This is a genomic window from Streptomyces sp. NPDC052910, from assembly GCF_055585605.1.
The window spans coordinates 325,737-343,919 of the sequence record NZ_JBVJJR010000007.1 but is presented as its reverse complement, the minus strand read 5'-3'; the positions used below and the strand labels follow the sequence as shown (position 1 = coordinate 343,919).

At 73.8% G+C, this 18,183-nt stretch carries 20 protein-coding genes; 6 read left to right on the top strand and 14 right to left on the bottom strand.

Features of this window, described 5'->3' with window-relative positions:
• Position 1: 1 nt before the first annotated feature.
• Positions 2-940: a Rossmann-like and DUF2520 domain-containing protein gene (locus ACZ6X9_RS25545; protein ID WP_469780324.1), complete on the bottom strand. Its 939-nt coding sequence runs from the start codon at positions 938-940 to the stop codon at positions 2-4.
• Positions 941-1,168: 228 nt separating this feature from the next.
• The gene (locus ACZ6X9_RS25540; protein WP_469780323.1) at positions 1,169-1,396 is read right to left on the bottom strand and encodes a hypothetical protein; all 228 of its coding nucleotides are present in this window, start codon (positions 1,394-1,396) and stop codon (positions 1,169-1,171) included.
• Positions 1,397-1,495: 99 nt separating this feature from the next.
• On the opposite strand from ACZ6X9_RS25540, the gene ACZ6X9_RS25535 reads away from it, so the two are divergent.
• Positions 1,496-2,620: a DUF5937 family protein gene (locus ACZ6X9_RS25535; protein ID WP_469780322.1), complete on the top strand. Its 1,125-nt coding sequence runs from the start codon at positions 1,496-1,498 to the stop codon at positions 2,618-2,620.
• A gap of 22 nt (positions 2,621-2,642) precedes the next feature.
• On the opposite strand, the gene ACZ6X9_RS25530 is transcribed toward ACZ6X9_RS25535, so the two are convergent.
• Entirely contained in the window at positions 2,643-3,245 is a 603-nt protein-coding gene (locus ACZ6X9_RS25530; RefSeq protein WP_469780321.1) for a short chain dehydrogenase, read from the bottom strand.
• Positions 3,246-3,358: 113 nt separating this feature from the next.
• Between ACZ6X9_RS25530 and ACZ6X9_RS25525 the strand changes: the two genes are divergently transcribed.
• Both ACZ6X9_RS25525 and ACZ6X9_RS25520 read left to right on the top strand, forming a co-directional pair.
• Positions 3,359-4,222, top strand: a complete 864-nt coding sequence (locus ACZ6X9_RS25525) for a LysR family transcriptional regulator (RefSeq protein WP_469780320.1) — start codon at positions 3,359-3,361, stop codon at positions 4,220-4,222.
• Positions 4,223-4,281: 59 nt separating this feature from the next.
• Positions 4,282-4,842: an HXXEE domain-containing protein gene (locus tag ACZ6X9_RS25520; RefSeq protein ID WP_469780319.1), complete on the top strand. Its 561-nt coding sequence runs from the start codon at positions 4,282-4,284 to the stop codon at positions 4,840-4,842.
• A gap of 21 nt (positions 4,843-4,863) precedes the next feature.
• On the opposite strand, the gene ACZ6X9_RS25515 is transcribed toward ACZ6X9_RS25520, so the two are convergent.
• Positions 4,864-5,541 carry a response regulator gene (locus ACZ6X9_RS25515; protein ID WP_469780318.1) on the bottom strand — a complete coding sequence of 226 codons (678 nt, stop codon included), beginning with the start codon at positions 5,539-5,541 and terminating at the stop codon, positions 4,864-4,866.
• Between the two features lie 82 nt (positions 5,542-5,623).
• Positions 5,624-6,829, bottom strand: a complete 1,206-nt coding sequence (locus ACZ6X9_RS25510) for a sensor histidine kinase (RefSeq protein ID WP_469780317.1) — start codon at positions 6,827-6,829, stop codon at positions 5,624-5,626.
• Positions 6,830-7,002: 173 nt separating this feature from the next.
• Between ACZ6X9_RS25510 and ACZ6X9_RS25505 the strand changes: the two genes are divergently transcribed.
• A complete protein-coding gene (locus ACZ6X9_RS25505) occupies positions 7,003-8,022 on the top strand; it encodes an SAM-dependent methyltransferase (RefSeq protein WP_469780316.1) in 1,020 nt (339 codons plus the stop codon).
• A gap of 12 nt (positions 8,023-8,034) precedes the next feature.
• A complete protein-coding gene (locus ACZ6X9_RS25500; protein WP_469780315.1) occupies positions 8,035-9,177 on the top strand; it encodes an NADH-quinone oxidoreductase subunit D in 1,143 nt (380 codons plus the stop codon).
• Between the two features lie 136 nt (positions 9,178-9,313).
• Here ACZ6X9_RS25500 and ACZ6X9_RS25495 read toward each other — a convergent pair whose 3' ends face one another.
• The 4 genes from ACZ6X9_RS25495 to ACZ6X9_RS25480 all read right to left on the bottom strand — a co-directional run bounded on the left by ACZ6X9_RS25495 (position 9,314) and on the right by ACZ6X9_RS25480 (position 13,382).
• Complete coding sequence (locus tag ACZ6X9_RS25495) at positions 9,314-10,603, bottom strand: hypothetical protein (protein WP_469780314.1); 1,290 nt, start codon at positions 10,601-10,603, stop codon at positions 9,314-9,316.
• A gap of 131 nt (positions 10,604-10,734) precedes the next feature.
• On the bottom strand, positions 10,735-11,721 hold the full coding sequence (locus ACZ6X9_RS25490) for an ABC transporter substrate-binding protein (protein ID WP_469780313.1): 987 nt from the start codon (positions 11,719-11,721) through the stop codon (positions 10,735-10,737).
• Between the two features lie 126 nt (positions 11,722-11,847).
• The gene (locus ACZ6X9_RS25485) at positions 11,848-12,594 is read right to left on the bottom strand and encodes an ABC transporter permease (RefSeq protein WP_469780312.1); all 747 of its coding nucleotides are present in this window, start codon (positions 12,592-12,594) and stop codon (positions 11,848-11,850) included.
• A complete protein-coding gene (locus ACZ6X9_RS25480; RefSeq protein ID WP_469780311.1) occupies positions 12,594-13,382 on the bottom strand; it encodes an ABC transporter permease in 789 nt (262 codons plus the stop codon). The genes ACZ6X9_RS25485 and ACZ6X9_RS25480 overlap by 1 nt, the downstream gene beginning before the upstream one ends.
• Positions 13,383-13,521: 139 nt before the next feature.
• Between ACZ6X9_RS25480 and ACZ6X9_RS25475 the strand changes: the two genes are divergently transcribed.
• Positions 13,522-14,700 (top strand): ABC transporter ATP-binding protein, encoded by a 1,179-nt coding sequence (locus ACZ6X9_RS25475; protein ID WP_469780310.1) that lies wholly within the window; start codon positions 13,522-13,524, stop codon positions 14,698-14,700.
• A 38-nt stretch (positions 14,701-14,738) separates the two neighbouring features.
• Here the strand turns inward: ACZ6X9_RS25475 and ACZ6X9_RS25470 are convergent, their stop codons facing one another.
• The 5 genes from ACZ6X9_RS25470 to folP form a co-directional block, all read right to left on the bottom strand.
• Positions 14,739-15,227 carry a DUF3180 domain-containing protein gene (locus tag ACZ6X9_RS25470; RefSeq protein ID WP_469780309.1) on the bottom strand — a complete coding sequence of 163 codons (489 nt, stop codon included), beginning with the start codon at positions 15,225-15,227 and terminating at the stop codon, positions 14,739-14,741.
• A 119-nt stretch (positions 15,228-15,346) separates the two neighbouring features.
• Complete coding sequence (folK, locus tag ACZ6X9_RS25465; protein WP_433021857.1) at positions 15,347-15,940, bottom strand: 2-amino-4-hydroxy-6-hydroxymethyldihydropteridine diphosphokinase; 594 nt, start codon at positions 15,938-15,940, stop codon at positions 15,347-15,349.
• Positions 15,937-16,296, bottom strand: a complete 360-nt coding sequence (gene folB / locus ACZ6X9_RS25460; protein ID WP_469780308.1) for a dihydroneopterin aldolase — start codon at positions 16,294-16,296, stop codon at positions 15,937-15,939. Before folB ends, folK begins: the two co-directional genes overlap by 4 nt.
• Before the next feature lie 387 nt (positions 16,297-16,683).
• On the bottom strand, positions 16,684-17,193 hold the full coding sequence (locus ACZ6X9_RS25455) for a nuclear transport factor 2 family protein (RefSeq protein ID WP_469780307.1): 510 nt from the start codon (positions 17,191-17,193) through the stop codon (positions 16,684-16,686).
• Positions 17,190-18,077, bottom strand: coding sequence for a dihydropteroate synthase (folP, locus tag ACZ6X9_RS25450; protein WP_469780306.1), 888 nt, complete (start codon positions 18,075-18,077; stop codon positions 17,190-17,192). The genes ACZ6X9_RS25455 and folP overlap by 4 nt, the downstream gene beginning before the upstream one ends.
• Positions 18,078-18,183: the final 106 nt, after the last annotated feature.

Genomic DNA, 18,183 nt, shown 5'->3' with positions numbered 1-18,183 from the left:
GTCACCGTTCTCCTCCGTTCGTCCCGCCGGCCTCGTTCGCGAGCACGCCGAGCAGGTCCTCCGCGAGCTCCGGCTTGAGCAGGCCGTGCGCGAGGGCGCGGTCCGCGGTCGTCCGGGCCATCGCCAGGTACCCGGCGACGGCCTGCGGCGCGTGCCGGCGCAGCTCCGCGACGTGGGCGGCGACGGTGCCCGCGTCACCGCGCGCCACCGGACCGGTCAGCGCGGCGTCACCGCTGCGCAGCGCGTTGTCCAGGGCGGCGCCGAGCAGCGGGCCGAGCATCCGGGAGGGGTTGCCGACGCCCGCCGCGCCCAGCAGTTCCATGGCCTGGGCCACCAGGGTGACCAGGTGGTTCGCACCGATGGCCAAGGCCGCGTGGTAGAGCGGCCGGGCGGCCTCGTCGATCCACTCGGGCTCGCCGCCCATCTCGATCACCAGGGCCTCGGCGGCGAGCCGCAGCTCCTCGGGCGCGGTGACGCCGAACGGGCAGCCGGCCAGCCGCTGGACGTCCACCGGGGTGCCGGTGAACGTCATGGCGGGATGCAGGGCGAGCGGCAGGGCTCCGGCCCTGGTGGCGGGGTCGAGCACGGCGGCGCCGTGCCGTCCGGAGGTGTGCGCGAGCAACTGCCCGGGGCGGACGGCCCCGGTCTCGGCCAGCCCGGCGACGAGCCCCGGAAGGACGTCGTCCGGCACGGTGAGCAGGACCAGTTCGGCCCGCGCCAGCACCTCGGCGGGCGGGACGACGGGGACGCCCGGCAGGATTTCCGCCGCGCGCCGCAGCGAGGCGTCGGAGACGCCCGAGACGGCGACGGGCCGGTGCCCGGCGAGCCGGAGCGACGCGGCGAGGGCCGGGCCCACGCGGCCCGCGCCGACGACGCCGACCGTGAGGCGGGCGGGCCGGTCCTGCGGGCTCGGCCGGTCGGGGGTTGGTTGTGCGTTCACGCGGCGGGGTGCCTTCCGTTCCAGTCCGCGGGGGTACCGGACGATTCCGCTGTCATGCTACGCGCTCCCGATCGGTCGCGAGGAGGACGGCGGCGGGCCTGCGAGAAGGCCGTTCGGGACCGCCGAGGAGGGCGGCCCGGCCACCCGCCGGGGCTGCGCAGGGACGCTCCGGGCCGGCGACAGGACACCGGCGGCCGCGTCCGTCCCCGCCCGCCCGCGCCGGCGGGCTCAGCACCCCGCCGGCACCCGCCGTGCCGGCGTCTCGGCGGGCCGGCGCCGCACCGTCCAGCCCCGTCTCCTCCGCTGTACCCGCCCGTCCAGTACGGCCCTGAACTCCCGCCACAACCGGATCTGCCGGACGGTCCGTATCTCGTCGGTGCCCGGTACGGGCGGGGCCGGGTCCCCCTGCCGGGCGGCGCGGTAGCTGTCGAACATATGCTGCTGTGTCGCGTCCATACCCCCAGCGTGCGCCGCCGTCCCCGCTGCCCGCCCGTCGATTGACGCGGACCGTCAAACGATCACGCCCGGTCCGGGGAGCACCCCAGAATGAGTGTCATGAGCCTGATGATCGACGTCACGGGCCTGCCGCCCGAGCGTGTCGTCTTCGCCGCGTCGCCCCTCACCGAGCTGGGCCACGCCCTGCACGCCCTGCGGGAGCCCAAGCACCACCCCGGCCTGCACGGCTGGGTGACGGCCACCACGGCCGGGATGAAGCCGGACCTCGCGGACCGGCTCTGCGAGGCGGACTTCCTGTGGACGACGGTGATCTCCGACGTCTTCGACGCCTTCGCGGCCCTCCCGGACACCGCCGGCCGGCCGGGCGCCACCCTCAGGGACGACCTCGACCTGCTCGACCGGCTCGACGACGAGCAGTACGTCTCCGCCGCGCTGGAGCTCACCTGCTCCAACTACTACGCTCCCGGCTCGGCGTCGCCCCTGCGCGACGCGGCCGCCCGCGACCGCGCGCTGGAGCGCGCGGCGGCCCGCGGCCCGCGCCAACTGGAGTTCGCGCGCCGCATGCTGAAGGACCCGCACGACGTCAGGATCTGGCTCCGCCGCCTGTTCGAGGACTGCGAGGAGGCGTTCTTCGGGGACGTCTGGCGCCGGGTGAGTCACCAGCTCGCGAGCGACGTCCGGCACAAGACCGAGCTCCTGCGCCACAAGGGCCTGCGCGAGGCGCTGGCCGAGGTGTCGCCCGCCGTCACGCTGGAAGAGGACGCCGCGGGCACCCGCATCCGGGTGGACAAGCTGACGTCCGGCCGCACCACCGCCCTCGACCCGGAGACGGGCCCCGGCGTCACCCTCGCCCCGTCCGCCCTCGGCTGGCCCCACCTGCTGGTGCTGTACGCGCCCGGCTGGCGGCCGGTGATCCACTATCCGATCGGCTCCCCCGAGGCGGCGGGACCCGCTTCCCTGGAGCTGATCGAACGCCGGCTGGAGGCCCTGGCCCACCCGATGCGGCTGCGGATGTGCCGGTGGCTGGCGCGCAGCGCCTGCACCACCGGCGAACTGGCCGCCGAGCACCACATCAGCGCGCCGGAGGCGTCGCGGCACATCAAGGTGCTGAAGAAGGCGGGTCTGATCACGACCCGGCGGCGGGGGCGATACGTCCTGCACCAACTGGACCTGACGGTGGTGGCGCGGCTGGGAAGCGACTTCCTGGAGGGCGTCCTGCGGTAGGGCCTTCCGGGAGCCGGGCGCCTCAGTACCCGACCCGGAAGGTCCGCCCCGTGAGCCGTCCCTCGATCGACCGCACGTACGCCCGCGCCACCCGCTCCGCCGGCACGGTCTCCATCCCGGGGAACGCGCTCTCGTACGCGTCCGCGGACTCCGCGACGACGCCCGGGCTCACGGCGTTCACCCGCTGCGGCGCCAGCTCGACCGCCGCCGTGCGGACGAAGGCGTCGACGGCGCCGTTCGCCGCCGCGGCGGCCGCGCCCGCGGGGATCGGGTCGTGCGTGAGCACGCCGGTGACCAGCGTGAACGAGCCGTCGGGGGCGATGTGCCGGGTGCCCTGGCGGACCAGTTCGAGCTGGCTGAGGGCCTTGGTCCGGAGCGTGGCGGCGAGGTCGTCGTACGTCAGCCCGCCGAGCGGTGCGAAGACCGCGTCACCGGCGGCCACGGCGACCGCGTCCAGTCCGTCCACCCGCTCGTAGAGCCGGGCGACGTCGGCGGGGTCGGAGACGTCGGCGCGGACGTCGCCGCCGGTGCGGCCGACGGTCACGACCTGGTGGCCGCGCCCGGTCAGGACGGTGTGGACGGCGCGGCCGATGGTGCCGGAGGCGCCGACGAGGAGGATCTTCACGGGAGGCTCTCTTCCTTGGGGTCACGAGATGCGGACTGACTGCCGAAAACGACCGTACGGAGCCCGTCGCACGCCCGGAAATGCCGTCTGCGCAGGCACTATGCTCCCGACGCATGGATGTGGAACTGCGTCATCTCCGCGCCCTCGTCACCATCGCCGACGAGGGCACCGTCACGGCCGCGGCCGCCCGGCTGCACCTGACGCAGCCGGCCCTGTCCCGCACGCTCGCCCGGCTGGAGAGCCGCGTCGGCGTACCTCTGGTCGACCGCTCCGCGCGCCGGCTCGCCCTCACCCCGGCGGGGCGCACGCTGTACGAACACGGGCGGGCGATCCTCGCCCACGTCGACGCCGCCCTCGCCGACACCGCCGCCGTCTCCCGCCCGTTGCGCCTGGGGTACTCCTGCGCGGTGCTCGGCCGGTCCACCGTCCCGCTGGTGCGGTCCTGGCGGCGCGACCACCCGCACGTCCCGCTGGAGCTGCGCCGCCGGGACGAGGGCACCGCCGGGCTGGCCACCGGCGAGACCGACGCCGCCGTCATCCGCGCCGACCCCGGTGACCCGCGGCTGCGCGTCATCCCCCTCTACACGGAGGACCGCTTCGCCGCCCTGCCCGATAACCACCCGCTGGCCGCGCGGCCGGAGGTCACCCTCGCCGAGCTCTCCGGCGAGACGCTGACCCTGTGGCGGGAGGACAGCACCTCGGGGCCGGCCCTGTGGGGCCGGGAACGGCGGCCGTCGACCGGGGCCGCGGTGCAGGACGTCGACGAGTGGCTGAACGTCATCGCCGTCGGCGACAGCATCGGCGTCGCCGCCGCGGGCACCGCCGAGAGCCACGCCCACCCCGGGGTGCGCTTCGTCCGGATCGCCGACGCGGAGGCGGCCACCGTGTACCTCGCCCACCCCGCGCAGCCCACGCATCCGAGCACACACGATCTGGTGGTGGCGGTGAAGGAGCTGGTGAGCGGTCCCGTGGTGTGAGCAACGACCGGGACGCCAGGGGATGACGATCCCGAACGGGCTTGCCAGAGTGGCCGTTCATGACGGATCACACCATCAGAACGGACCCGGCGGGAGCCCTCGCCCCCGCGGTCACCCTCGGCCTCCTCGCCGCCTGGGCCGTGCACGACGCCGAGGAACTGGCGACGATGAACCGCTTCGTCCGCGCCCGGATCCCCCGGCTGCGGGCCCGCCACCCGCGCGTACCCGAACGGCTCTGGCGCGCGGCCGGGTCCGCGGGCGGCCGGGAGTTCCCCGTCGCCGTCGCGGCGATGGCCGTGTTCGTCGGCGCCGCGGCGGCCGAAGGACACCGGACGGACGGCCGTTCCGCCTTCTACCAGACCGCTCTGGACGGCTTCGGCCTGCACGGCCTGGTCCACCTGGCCCAGGCGGCGGTCACCCGCGGCTACACGCCCGGCGTCGTCACCACCCCGCTGGTCGTCCTGCCGTTCACGGTGTGGGCCCGGGGGCGGTTGCGCCGGGCGGGGGTGCTGCGGCCGGGGAGCCCCCGGCGCGCGGCGGCCGGCCTGGCCGTCGCCGGGGTGGCGGCCGTCGGCTCGCACGCACTGGCGCGGCGGGTCCTGCGGGCGGCCGGGCGCTGAATCCCGGCCCGGCGGACCGTCTCAGCCCGCGCCCCCGCCGGCCCGCACCAGGCCGCTCTCGTAGGCCATCACCACCACCTGCACCCGGTCCCGCAGCCCGAGCTTGGTCAGGATGCGTCCGACGTGCGTCTTGACCGTGGCCTCCGAGAGGACGAGCCGCGCCGCGATCTCGCCGTTCGACAGCCCCTGGGCGACGAGCAGCATCACCTCGCGCTCACGGCCCGTCAGCCGGTCGAGGTCGGCGTTGGCGGGTTCGCGGGCGGAGCCGGGCAGCATGGGGGTGAAACGGTCCAGCAACCGGCGGGTGGTGCTGGGGGCCACCACCGCGTCGCCGCTGTACACCGAGCGGATGGCGCCCAGCAGCTCGGCGGGCGGCACGTCCTTGAGCATGAAGCCGCTGGCCCCGACCTTGAGCGCCGAGAACGCGTACTCGTCGAGGTCGAAGGTGGTCAGGATCAGCACCTTCGGCGCGCCCTCCCCCTGGGCGCAGATGCGGCGGGTGGCCTCGACGCCGTCCATCCGCGGCATGCGGACGTCCATCAGCACCACGTCCACCTCGCTGCCCGCCAGCACCTCAAGGGCCTCCGCGCCGTCGCCGGCCTCGGCGACGACCTCCATGTCGGGCTGGGCGGCCAGCACCATGCGGAAGCCGGTGCGCAGCAGCACCTGGTCGTCGACGAGCATCACGCGGATCGCCATGCGGGGTCCCTTTCCCAAGGATCGTGCGGAGGTGAAGGCCAGAGGTAAAGATCAGAGGTGAAGCGGAGGGGATGCGGGGCGCTCAGCGGCCCGGTTTCGCGGGCAGGAGCACACTGATCCGGAATCCTCCGCCGGGACGCGGCCCCGCGTCCAGCGTGCCCCCGACCATGCCGACGCGCTCCCGCATCCCGATCAGCCCGTGGCCCATGCCGTCGGCGCCGCCCGACTCGTACAGCTCGTGCTGCGCGCCCCGGCCGTCGTCCTCGACGAGCAGCCCGAGCCCGTCGTCGAAGTAGGTGAGCCGGACGCTGGCGCCGGCGTCGGGACCGCCGTGCTTGCGGGTGTTGGTCAGCGCCTCCTGCACGATGCGGTACGCGGTCAGCTCCACGCCGCTCGGCAGCGGCCGGGCGCTGCCCTCGACCCGGTAGTCGACCGGCAGGCCGGCGCCGCGCACCTGCTCGACGAGTTCCTCGATCTGCTCGACGTCGGGCTGCGGCACGTACTCGCCGGCCGGCGCGGAACCGTCCTCGGTGCGCAGCACGCCCAGCAGCCGGCGCATCTCGGCGAGCGCCTGGCGGCCGGTGCCCGAGATGGTCTCCAGCGCCTGTTTGGCCTGCTCGGGGGAGGAGTCGAGGACGTAGGCGGCGCCGTCCGCCTGCACCACCATGACCGAGACGTTGTGGGCGACGACGTCGTGCAGCTCGCGGGCGATCCGGGCGCGCTCGGCGGTCACCGCCATCTTCGCCTGCTGCTCGCGTTCCTTCTCCAGCCGGGCGGCCCGCTCCTCCAGTTGGTCCCAGTAGGCGCGGCGGGTCCGCATCCGGTCGCCGAGCACCCAGGAGAGCAGGAAGGGGAAGGCGGCGAAGGCGAGCCCTATGAGGTCGTGGGTGACCGAGTCGCTCGACTGGTCGGGCCAGCGCCAGAAGTACAGGACGGGCGCCAGCAGACCGCCGGCCAGCGCCACCCGGGAGGCCCAACGGCGGGTGCCGGACGCCACCGTGTAGACGATCACCAGCATGGGGACGTCGTAGATGCTGACCTCGACGCGGAACGCGAGCTGGAACAGCCCGACGAGGATCGCCAGGACCAGCATCTTCTCCGGCATCCGGCGCCGCAGCGCCAGCACCGTGCACATGAGCAGCGAGACACCGACCGCAGCGGCCCGCTGGGCCGCGCTCGTCGCCCCTTCCTCGGCCAGCGTCAGGGCGCACAGCCCCAGCAGCAACACGGCCCAGAAGCTGTCCACACCTGTGGGGTGTCTGCGGAGGAATTCGTAGAGGCGGTGCACGTCACCCAGCGTAGGCACCCCGCCCGCGTGCCGGGGTCCCTCCGGCGATCGATCCCGGTCCGCCCTGCCTACTCCCCAAGGTGGAGGGAGGCGGGGGGCGGCGGGCGAGGCGCGGAGGAGGCGCAGGGGGACGCGAGGGGATACGGCTCGCCGAAGGCGCATAGCGTGGGGACATGACACCCGGGACGCGCACCTGGCGGGCGGCGGCGGAAGCCGCCCTGTACGGACCCCACGGCTTCTACCGACGCCCCGAGGGCCCCGCCGGTCACTTCCGCACCTCCGTGCACGCCTCCCCGCTGTACGCGGGCGCGGTCGCCGAGCTGCTGCGGAGGGTCGACCATGCCCTGGGCTCGCCGGAGGAACTGGCCTTCGTCGACATGGCCTCCGGGCGCGGCGAGCTCGTCGCCGGGGTGCTCGCCCAGTGCCCGCCCGAACTGGCCGGGCGGCTCCGCCCGTACGCCGTGGAGCGCGCCGCCCGCCCCGAGGGCCTCGACGAGCGCGTCGTCTGGCGGGACGCACCACCCGAAGGGGTGACCGGCCTCCTCTTCGCCAACGAGTGGCTGGACAACGTCCCGGTGGACGTCGTCGAGACGGACGGCGGCGGCACCCCGCGCCAGGTGCTCGTCCAGGAGGACGGCGAGGAGCTGCCGGGCGACCCGGTGACGGGCGCGGACGCCGAGTGGCTCGCCCGCTGGTGGCCGCTGGAGGGCGCGCCGCCGGGCAGCCGCGCGGAGATCGGCCGGACGCGGGACGAGGCGTGGGCCCGCGCGGTCGGCACCCTGCGGTCCGGCCTGGCCGTGGCCGCCGACTACGCGCACGAGCGCGCCACCCGCCCGCCGTTCGGCACCCTCACCGGCTTCCGGGAGGGCCGGGAGGTCCGCCCGGTGCCCGACGGCACCTGCGACATCACCGCGCACGTGGCCCTCGACGCCTGCGCCGGACCCGGCGCGACCCTGCTCAGCCAGCGCGCCGCGCTCCGCGCCCTCGGCGTGGACGGCCGCCGGCCGCCGCTCACCCTGGCCTCCTCCGACCCGGCCGGCTACGTCCGCGCCCTGGGCGCGGCGAGCGAGGCGGGCGAACTCACCTCGCCGGGCGGCATGGGCGGCTTCCGCTGGCTGCTCCAGCCCGTCGGCCCGGAGTGCGCGGACCTCCTCACGGAGGACACGAGCGCGCGACCGCCCTGGCCCGGCTGAGAAACTGTTCCCATGACGGAGACGACAGTCGGCATCGGCGGCGCGGCGGAGAGCACCGACATGGTGCTCAACATCGGCCCGCAGCACCCCTCCACCCACGGAGTGCTGCGGCTGCGCCTCGTCCTCGACGGGGAGCGCGTGCGCAGCGCCGAACCGGTGATCGGCTACATGCACCGCGGCGCGGAGAAGCTCTTCGAGGCCCGCGACTACCGCCAGATCGTCATGCTCGCCAACCGCCACGACTGGCTGTCCGCGTTCTCCAACGAGCTCGGCGTCGTCATGGCCGTCGAGCGCATGCTGGGCATGGAGGTGCCCGAGCGCGCGGTGTGGCTCCGCACCCTGCTCGCCGAGCTGAACCGGGTCCTCAACCACCTGATGTTCCTCGGCTCCTACCCGCTGGAGCTCGGCGGCATCACCCCCGTCTTCCACGCCTTCCGCGAGCGCGAGGTGCTCCAGGCGGTACTGGAAGAGGTGTCCGGCGGCCGGATGCACTACATGTTCAACCGCGTCGGCGGCCTCAAGGAGGACCTGCCCGCCAACTGGACGGGCCGCGCCCGGCAGGCGATCGCCGAGGTCCGCTCCCGCATGGACGTCCACGAGCGCCTGGTGCTCGGCAACGAGATCTTCCGCGGCCGGACGCGCGGCGTCGGCGTCCTGTCCCGCGAGGCCGTGCACGCCTACGGGGTGAGCGGCCCCATCGCCCGCGCCTCGGGCGTCGACTTCGACCTCCGGCGCGACGAGCCGTACCTGGCCTACGGGGAGCTGGCCGACGTCCTGAAGGTCGTCACCCGCGAGGAGGGCGACTGCCTGGCCCGCTTCGAGTGCCTCCTGGACCAGACGCACAACGCTCTCGAACTGGCCGACGCCTGCCTCGACCGACTCGCCGACCTCCCGCCCGGCCCGGTCAACCAGCGCCTTCCCAAGGTCCTCAAGGCCCCGGAGGGCGCCACGTACGCCTGGACGGAGAACCCGCTCGGTCTCAACGGGTACTACCTGGTGTCCAAGGGCGAGAAGACGCCGTACCGGCTGAAGCTGCGGTCGGCTTCGTACAACAACATCCAGGCGCTGGTGGAGCTGCTGCCGGGGACGCTGGTGGCGGACATGGTGGCGATTCTGGGGTCGTTGTTCTTCGTGGTGGGGGACATCGACAAGTAGACGGCGAACGCCGGGCGGGCTATTCGGCCCGTCCGGCGTTTGAGGACGAGCGGCGGAGCCGCGATCAGGGGGTCTGGGGCGCAGCCCCAGGAATCGGCGAAGGCGAGGGACCGGGGCACGGCCCGCCGCAGGCACCTCAGATCGCGTCGCGCAGCTCCACCACGTCGATCTGCTCGGTCTCGTCATGAGCCGTCAGATCGATGACCCGCTCGTCGGCGGTCGCCCGCCCGGCACGGCCGCGCTCGGCGGCCAACGCCTCCTCGCCCACCACATCGGCGAGGTCCTGCTCCTCGACAGCCGCCTTCGCCGCGGCAGCGGCCTGCTTGGCCCGGTGCTGCGTACCGAAGAAGTCGAACCCGCCGGTCCGCCGCTGCACGGGCGGCGCCGGACGGCGCACGGGCATGGCCGGCCGGGTGTCCACGACGCCGCCACGGGGATCGCGCACGGCGACGGCCGCCTCGGGCCGCACCTCGGCTTCGGGACCGGCGGCCTCAGGGCGCGCGGTCTCGGGGCCTGCGGTCTCAGGGCCCGTAGGCGCGACGGGCTCGGGCACGACAGGCACCTCGGGCACGACAGGCGCGGAGGCGCCCGCCTCGGACGCGTCAGGCGTGGGAGCGGCCGGCGCGGTCGGCTCGACGTGCTGCGCCGCCGGCACAGTCGGCACGACAGGCCGCGCGGTCGGCACGACGGGCGCCGGCACAGGCCCGAGAGCCGCCGGCCCCGACCCCGCAGAAGCCCGCTCCTCGGCCTCCCGCTGCACGGCCCCGTTCCGCGAGAGATCCCGCAGCGCGTCCGCCGCCCTGCGGTACTCCCGCTCGCCGACCCGCCCGTCCGAACGGGCCCGCACCAGCGTGCGGGCCTGCATCGCGGACTCCAGGGCGCGCGCGGCCTTCGGCACCCCGGCCTTCTCGTCCGTCTCGCCGGCGGGCCCGGCCACGCCGGCTTCCGAGGCCTCGCCCGCGGCGCCGGCGGTGCGGCCGTTCTCCAACAGCCGCCGCCCCTCCAGGGCGCTGGCCCGCTGGGTCTCGGCGGTGGCGTAGCGGCGCAGCAGGTCGGCGTGCTCGGTGCGGAGCCGGGCCAGCTCGGCGCGCTTGCCGCGGAGCTTGGCCTCCAGGCGGGCGCGGGCCTGGCGGGTCTCCTCCAGGTCCGTTTCGAGCTCGGCGAGACGCTCGTCCGTCTTCCACTCGTCGCGGGCGCGGGCCGCGGTGAGCTGGGCGACCCGCTTGCCCGCCGACCGGTCCCAACGGCGCATCAGCACCGAGCCGACCACGGCCGCCACGGCGGCACCCGCGGCGAGCCCGCGTATGACGACCGTTTCGCCCACCGTCCAGGCCCCGGCCGCGCAGGCGACCGAGGTCGCGGCGACCAGCGAAGAGGGAAGAAGCCGATGCAGGGATGTGGAATGGCGGTGGCGTCCTCGTGGCATGGCCAGAAACTTACCGTGCGTTGCGGCGAAAGTGTGACTCCGGCACCAAACCGTTCCCTTCATCTTACTTGTTCCCTACGCGCCTCACCCGGCTCCCACTTGCGCCTCTCTTCTTCCCCGCCACTTCCCGGCTACTTCCCCACCAGCCCCTTGTCCTTGAGGTACCGCGCGGCCACATCCGCCGGCTTGAGCCGCTGGGCGTCCACCTTCTTGTTGAGTTCGGTGAGGTCCTCGGTGGTCAGCACCTTGTTGAGTTTGCCGAGCGCTTCCACGACCTGCGACGAACCCGCCTTCCGCGCATTCACCACCGGCAGCACGTTGTCGGAGTTCTGCAGTTTCTTGTCGTCTTCAAGCACGACAAGACCGAACTGTTCCAGCGTGGCGTCGGTGGTCGTCGTGAGGACCATCTGGTCCTTGCCGTTCCTGACCGCCTGCTTGGCCTGGGTACTGCCGACCTCCAAGGGGTCTATGCCCGTGACGCGGATGCCGTAGGTCTTCTCCAGGCCCGGCTTGCAGAAGGGCCGTCCGGTGCACTCGTCCCCCGCCGCGAGCTTGATCGACTCCTTCGACGCGCCGAGGTCCGAAAGCGTCTTGAGCTGGTGTTTCCTCGCGAAGTCGGCCGACACGGCGAACGCGTTCTGGTCCACGGCCCGGCCGGCGTCCAGCACCTTGAGTCCCCGCGGTTCGGCGAGTTTCCGCAGCGCCTTCAGCGTGGTGTCCGAGTCCGCCGAGGCGACCTGCGGGGCGTCCTTCCCGTTCTGCTTCTTGTTCAGGAATTCGGCGAGCGTCGCCGCGTACTCCGGGACGACATCGATCTGCCCCTTCTCCAGCGCCGGTTCATACAGCTCCCGCGCGTCCACCGTCTTGATCGAGGGGGAATATCCGGCGTCCTTCAACAGGCCCGCGTATATTTCCGCGAGCACCTTCGACTCGGTGAACGAGGCGGATCCGATCACCAGGGATCCCCGGCCCGACGCGGTGGATCCCCCGTCACCGCCCCCGGACTTCTCCAGGCTGTCCCCGCCGCACGCGGCCAGGCCCGCCGTCAGGGCGGCGACTCCCGCCGCCGCCAGCGCTGCGCGCGCGGTCCGCGCGCGGCGGGGGGTGGTGCTGGTCATGGGGCTCTCCATCCATGTCGGCGAACGCCCGGCACGGCCGGCACCCCGGCCGCCGGTACGTCCTCGGTATGACGTTGCATCAGTTGACGGTTCGTCAGCTCACTTGCCCGGCCGGAGCTCCCGCACTCAGGCGGGGCCGCCGGCGGCCGGCAAGGCGTCGGACGAGGCATCGGGGGAGGCGTCCGGTATCCGGCCCGTCCCGGCGGCCGCACGCCGCCGTCGGCGTCCCAGCCACCGCTCCAGCAGCACGAACAATCCCTCCACCATCAGGGCGAGGGCGGCCACCAGCAGGGCGCCGGCCACCACCTGCGGGGTGTCGGTGAGGCGGAAACCGGCGGTGATGATCCGCCCCAGCCCGCCGCCGCCGACCATCGCGGCGATGGAGACGGTCGCCACCACCTGCACGGCTGCCGACCGCACGCCGGTCATCACCATCGGCATCGCCAGCGGCAGTTCGACCCGGCCGATCACCTGCCGCCCCGACATCCCCATCCCCCGGGCGGCCTCCACCACATCGCGGTCCACCTCGCGCATGCCCACGTAGGCGTTCGTCAGCAGCGGGGGTATCGCGAACAGGACGAGGGCGATGACGGTGGGCCATGAGTCGTACGTACCCAGCGGGCCCAGGGTCAGCAGGACCAGCACCGCGAACGTGGGCACCGCCCGGCCCGCGTTGGAGAGGTTGACGGCCAGCGCGCCGCCCCGGCCGGTGTGCCCCAGCACCACGGCGAGGGGCAGGGCGATGGCACAGGAGAGGACCAGGCACACCACGGTCAACTGGAGGTGCTCGGCGAGACGGTGCCAGACCCCGTCCGGGCCGGACCAGTGCGCACCGGTGGAGAGCCACGTCCACGTCCTGGTGACGACGTCCATCAGGCCACCGCCTTCCGCTCGTCACGCGCCGGCCGCGCCGTCCGCGCTTCGCCGGACAGGCCCCGCCGCCCCCGCCCCCACCGTCCCCGTGGTCCACGCGATCCGCGTGACCCACGCTGCTTCCGCGTCCACGGCGTCAGCAGCCGCTGGAGCCCCAGCAGCAGGACGTCCGCCACGACGGCCAGCAGGACGCAGAGCACCGAGGCGGTCAGCACCTGGGCCTTGAAGATGCTGTGCATCCCCTCGTAGATCAGGTTGCCCAGCCCGCCGTAGCCGGTGAGCGCGCCGACGGTGGTCAGTGAGACCGTGGACACGGTGGCGATCCGGACGCCCGCCATCACCGCCGGCAGGGCGAGCGGCAGCTCCACCCCGAACAGCATCCGCACCGGCCCGTACCCCATGCCGCGCGCCGCCTCCCGGGCCTCCTCCGGCACGGCGGCCAGGCCGGCCAGGATGTTCCGCACCAGGATCGTCAGCGAGTAGAGCACCAGACCGGTGACCACCACGGCCGCCGAGAGCCCGAAGACGGGCACCAGCAGCGAGAACATGGCCAGCGAGGGGATCGTGTAGAGCACCGTGGTCAGCCCGAGCACCGGGCCCGCGACACCGCGCCAGCGGCGGGCCGCCAGCGCCAGCGGGAACGCGATGAGCAGCCCGATGCCGACGGACGCCAGCGTGATGCCGATGTGCTGCAGGGTCGCGTCCACGAGCTCCTGGCTCCGCGTCCGCACGTACTCGCCGCAGATCCAGTCATTGTCGATCAGGCAGTTGCCGCCCTGCTCCGCCATGCGCGCTCACCTCCCCCTTGGCCTTCACCGACGGTCACTGGCGACCCTAACGCCCACCACTGACAATCGCCTGTGGGCCGTCGCACAGCCGGGCGGCCGACCCGTCACGACCGGGGAGGTTGTGGCAACAATGGGGGGCGTGATCCGATTCGAGCACGTCACCAAGCGCTACGCCGATGGCACGACCGCCGTGGACGACCTGTCCTTCGAAGTGGCGGAGGGCGAGCTGGTCACGCTCGTCGGGCCGTCCGGCTGCGGCAAGACCACCACGATGAAGATGGTCAACCGGCTGATCGAACCCACCGAGGGCCGCATCCTGCTGGACGGCGCGGACATCGCGGAGACCGACCCGGTCGCCCTCCGCCGGCGCATCGGCTACGTGATCCAGCAGGTCGGGCTGTTCCCGCACAAGACGGTGCTCGACAACACCGCCACCGTGCCGCACCTGCTCGGCTGGCAGCGCAAGAAGGCCCGCGACCGCGCCGCCGAGCTGCTGGAGCTGGTCGGTCTCGACCCCGCCGTGCACGGCGGCCGCTACCCCGACCAGCTCTCCGGCGGTCAGCGGCAGCGCGTCGGCGTCGCCCGGGCCCTCGCCGCCGACCCGCCCGTCCTCCTGATGGACGAACCGTTCGGCGCGGTCGACCCGGTCGTCCGCGAACGCCTCCAGAACGAATTCCTGCGGCTTCAGTCACAGGTGCGCAAGACCGTGCTCTTCGTCACCCATGACATCGAGGAGGCGGTCCGGCTGGGCGACCGCATAGCGGTCTACGGCCACGGCCGCATCGAACAGCTTGACGCGCCCTCGGTGGTGCTCGGCGCCCCCGCCACGCCCTACGTCGCCGACTTCGTCGGTGCCGACCGCGGTCTGAAGCGGCTCTCCGTCACCCCGATCGAACGCGGCGACCTGGAGCAGCCTCCCGTCGTCCACCTGGACGACCCGGTGGAGGCCGCCCTCGGCGTGCTCGCCGGCGAGCACGCCGACTGGGCCGTCGTGCTCGACGACGGAGAGCGGCTGCACGGCTGGGTGGCCGCGGACGCGATCGTCCGGGCGAGCGGCGGCACCGTGCGGGACCACGCCCGGCACATGGACGCCTGGCTGCCGCTGGGGGCCTCGCTGAAGCAGGCGTTCAGCACCATGCTCCAGCACGACGCCGGGTGGATCGCCGTGCTCGACGGCGACCGCAGGGACCACTTCCTCGGCGTCCTCACCCCGACGAGCCTGCACGGCGCCCTGCGCCGCTCGGTCGGGGACGACGCACGGCGGGCCGGCCGGGCAAAGCCGTCCGGCGGGGACCTGCGGGCCGCCTCGCCGAGCTGAGCCCGCCGGAACCCGCCGGACAGGGGAGGAGCGGGAGCCTAGGCGGGCTTCCCCTCCCCCGGCCCCTCGTCGTCGTCCTCCGGCAGCTTGCAGACCCGCTCCATGAAGAACGCCGCGGCCACCACACAGGCACCGGCCAGCACCGAGGCCCCGGCGTAGATCGTCTGCTCCCGTCGGGCATCGGTCTCCATGCCGTCCAGCAGCAGGAAGACCCCCACCCCGCCGTACGCGCCGGACACCAGCGCCGCGACGAGGGCGCTGGCCTGGCCGAACACCACGGCCCTGGCCGCCAGCAGCGGGTCGACGCCCTTGGCGCCGGGACGGCGCTCGCGCTGGGCGCGCAGCCGGGCGCGGAGCGAGACGGCCGTCGCGAAGAGGACGACGGCGATCACGGCCAGCACGATCGGCGCCGCGACCGGCACGCTCGGCAGCGTGTCGAAGGCGTCCCAGAGGCGGGCACCCGCCCAGGACAGCACTCCGGCCGCGGCGAACAGGCCGAGCAGCACCCCGATCCGAAGTTGCTTCACCGAGCCGTCAGCCCCTCGTCGTCTGCGTCGTCTGTGTCGTCTTCATCGGTCTGTATCGGTCTTTACCGGTCATAGCCGTACATACGCCCGTGGCACTCGTGCCGCCACTCGCCCAACGGCTACTCGGGCAGCCGGAGTTCCAGGTCCACCCGCGGCCGTACGCCCTCGCGGGCCAGCCCGGCCAGCAGGTCGGCCACCGGCCCGCGTCCCGGAACAACAGCATCCGGATCCACGTCGTACCACGGAACCAGTACGAAGGCACGCTCGTGCGCGCGCGGATGCGGAAGCGTCAGCAGCGGATCGTCGGAAATCACGTCCTGGTAGGTGACGATGTCCACGTCGATGGTGCGCGGCCCCCAGCGCTCGTCGCGCACCCGCTCGAACGCCTCTTCGATGGCGTGCCCGCGCTCCAGCAGCGAGGCCGGCGGGAGCGTGGTCTTCACCAGCACCACGGCGTTGAAGTAGGCAGGCTGCGAGCCGGGCTCGACACCCCAGGGCTCCGTCTCGTAGACCGGGGAGACCGCCTTCACCCGCAGGCCGGGCGTGTCCTCCAGGGCGTCGACGGCACCCTGCAGCGTCTCCAGGCGGTTGCCCAGGTTGCTGCCGAGCGACAGCACGGCCCACTGCGGGTTGCTCAGGGTCACGTCGGCGGCGTCCACCTGCTCCACCACGGAGGCGGGCACCGGCTGCACGGTCGGGTCGCTGCTGCTCATACTCGGCTCCGGGTGATCGTTACGGTCACGTCGTCGAAGGGCACGGTGATCGGGGCGTCCGGCTTGTGGACGACCACCTCGACCTCCCGCACCGGCTCGTGCTTCAGGCACTGCTCGGCGATCCGCTCGGCGAGGGTCTCGATGAGGTCGACCGGCTCGCCCTGCACGATGCCGACGACCTCCTCGGCCACGATGCCGTAGTGGACGGTCTTCGTGAGGTCGTCGCCGGCCGCGGCGGGCCGGGTGTCCAGGCTCAGCACGAGATCCACGACGAAGGTCTGGCCTTCCTCGCGTTCTCGGGGGAAGACCCCATGGTGCCCGCGAGCCTTCAAGCCGCGCAGCGCGACACGGTCCACACGAATCACTCCTGCTGGTCGTCGGTGACGGGTACCTCCCGTGCCCTCGCGGCCACGGGGGAGGGACGCCCGGCGGCGGCCGGAGCGTCACCCGTCCCCGGCCTTCGACCGGGATACCCAACGTCGAATCTACCTGCGAGCACCGACAGCGTCCGGCCGCGGGGGCTCCGGCCCGGACGCCGCCGTGACGCTGGTCACCGGCGTCCGCCGCGTTCCCCGGCCGGTGTACGAGCACCCATACCCGCCCTGGAAGCAGCTCGAACGAGTGGTCACGGATCCATCACACTGACGCGTGACGATGACGCGCCGGCCCCCGCGCGCCACGGCCGAGCGCCCCCCGCGGGCCCCGGGATCCGGCTCGAACACAACCGTCCGCGCGGGCGGCCCTCAGCCGAGCGGCCCGACCGGCCCGGAGCCGCCGTCCAGGTCCTCCGGACCCTCCTCGCGCTCCGCGTAGTCCTCGTCGTCCCGGCCCGCCAGCACCGGTGAACCGTGGTGCGACCACACCTTCCACTCCGACCCCACCCGGCGGAAGACGTTGGTCGCCACGACCAGTTGGCCCACCAGCGGGCCCAGCTCCCCCTCGGACTCGGCGGGCGCCCCGCTGAGGATGTTCTCGGTGCAGGTCACCAGGGCCGTGTCACCGGCCACCGACACCTCGACATCGGTCAGGAAGAACTGGATGTAGTCGGTGCTCGCCATGATCAGCGCGTAGGACCGCAGTACCTCGCCCCGGCCGCGCAGCACCGGCCAGCCCGGGTGCACGCACGAGACCTCGGTACCGGGGTCGTCCAGCCACATCCGGTGCATGGCCTCGGTGTCGCCGCGCTCCACCGCCTCGTAGAGGGCCGTGTTGGCGAGCTCGACCCGCTCGGCGTCCGTGCGCGCCGAGCTCACACCGCCCCCTCGGGGGCTCCGGTGCGCGCGGCTTCCACGGCGCTCACCACGCGCACGGCGTCCGCGCTCGCGCCCACCTCGTGCACGCGCACCGCCCACGCACCCTCACGCGCGGCCAGCGCGGAGACCGCGGCGGTCGCCGCGTCCCGTTCCCGGGCCGGCGGCGGGGTGCCGTCCGGGCCCGCCAGCACCCGGCCCAGGAAGCGCTTGCGGGAGGCCGCCACCAGCAACGGCAGCCCCAGCTCCGCCCGCAGCCGGTCCAGTCGGGCGACCAGCGCCAGGTCGTGCCCGGCGTTCTTGGCGAAGCCCAGCCCCGGGTCGACCACCAGCCGCTCCGGCTCGACACCGCCCGCCACCACCGCGTCCACCCGCCGCCGCAGCTCGTCGACCACCTCGCCGACCACGTCGTCGTAGACCGCCCGGCTGTTCATGTCCGCGCTGAAGCCGCGCCAGTGCATCACCACGAACGGCACCCGGGCCTGCGCCGCCATCGGGACCATCGCCGGGTCGGCGAGCCCGCCGCTCACGTCGTTGACCAGCCCGGCGCCGGCCTCCAGGGCCGCCTCCGCGACCGAGGCCCGCATGGTGTCGACCGAGACCACGACGCCCTCACCGGCCAGCTCGCGCACCACCGGGACCACCCGGCGCCGCTCCTCGGCCTCGTCCACCCGCGTGGCACCCGGCCGGGTGGACTCGCCGCCCACGTCGACCAGGTCGGCACCCCCGGCGACGAGGTCCAGGCCCCGCTTGACCGCCTCGGCGGGGTCGAACCAGCGGCCCCCGTCGGAGAACGAGTCGGGCGTCACGTTGACCACGCCCATCACCGCGCAGCGGTCCCACCGCGGCAGACCGACGGGCCCGATCCGAGCGTGCAAGGTACTCATGCCCACCAGCGTAGGCCGTGGGCCGGAAGCGGCGACGACCGGCCGACACGGCGAGAGCCCTCCCCGGATGCGGTTCCGGGAAGGGCTCTCGAAGCACCGGCGAAGG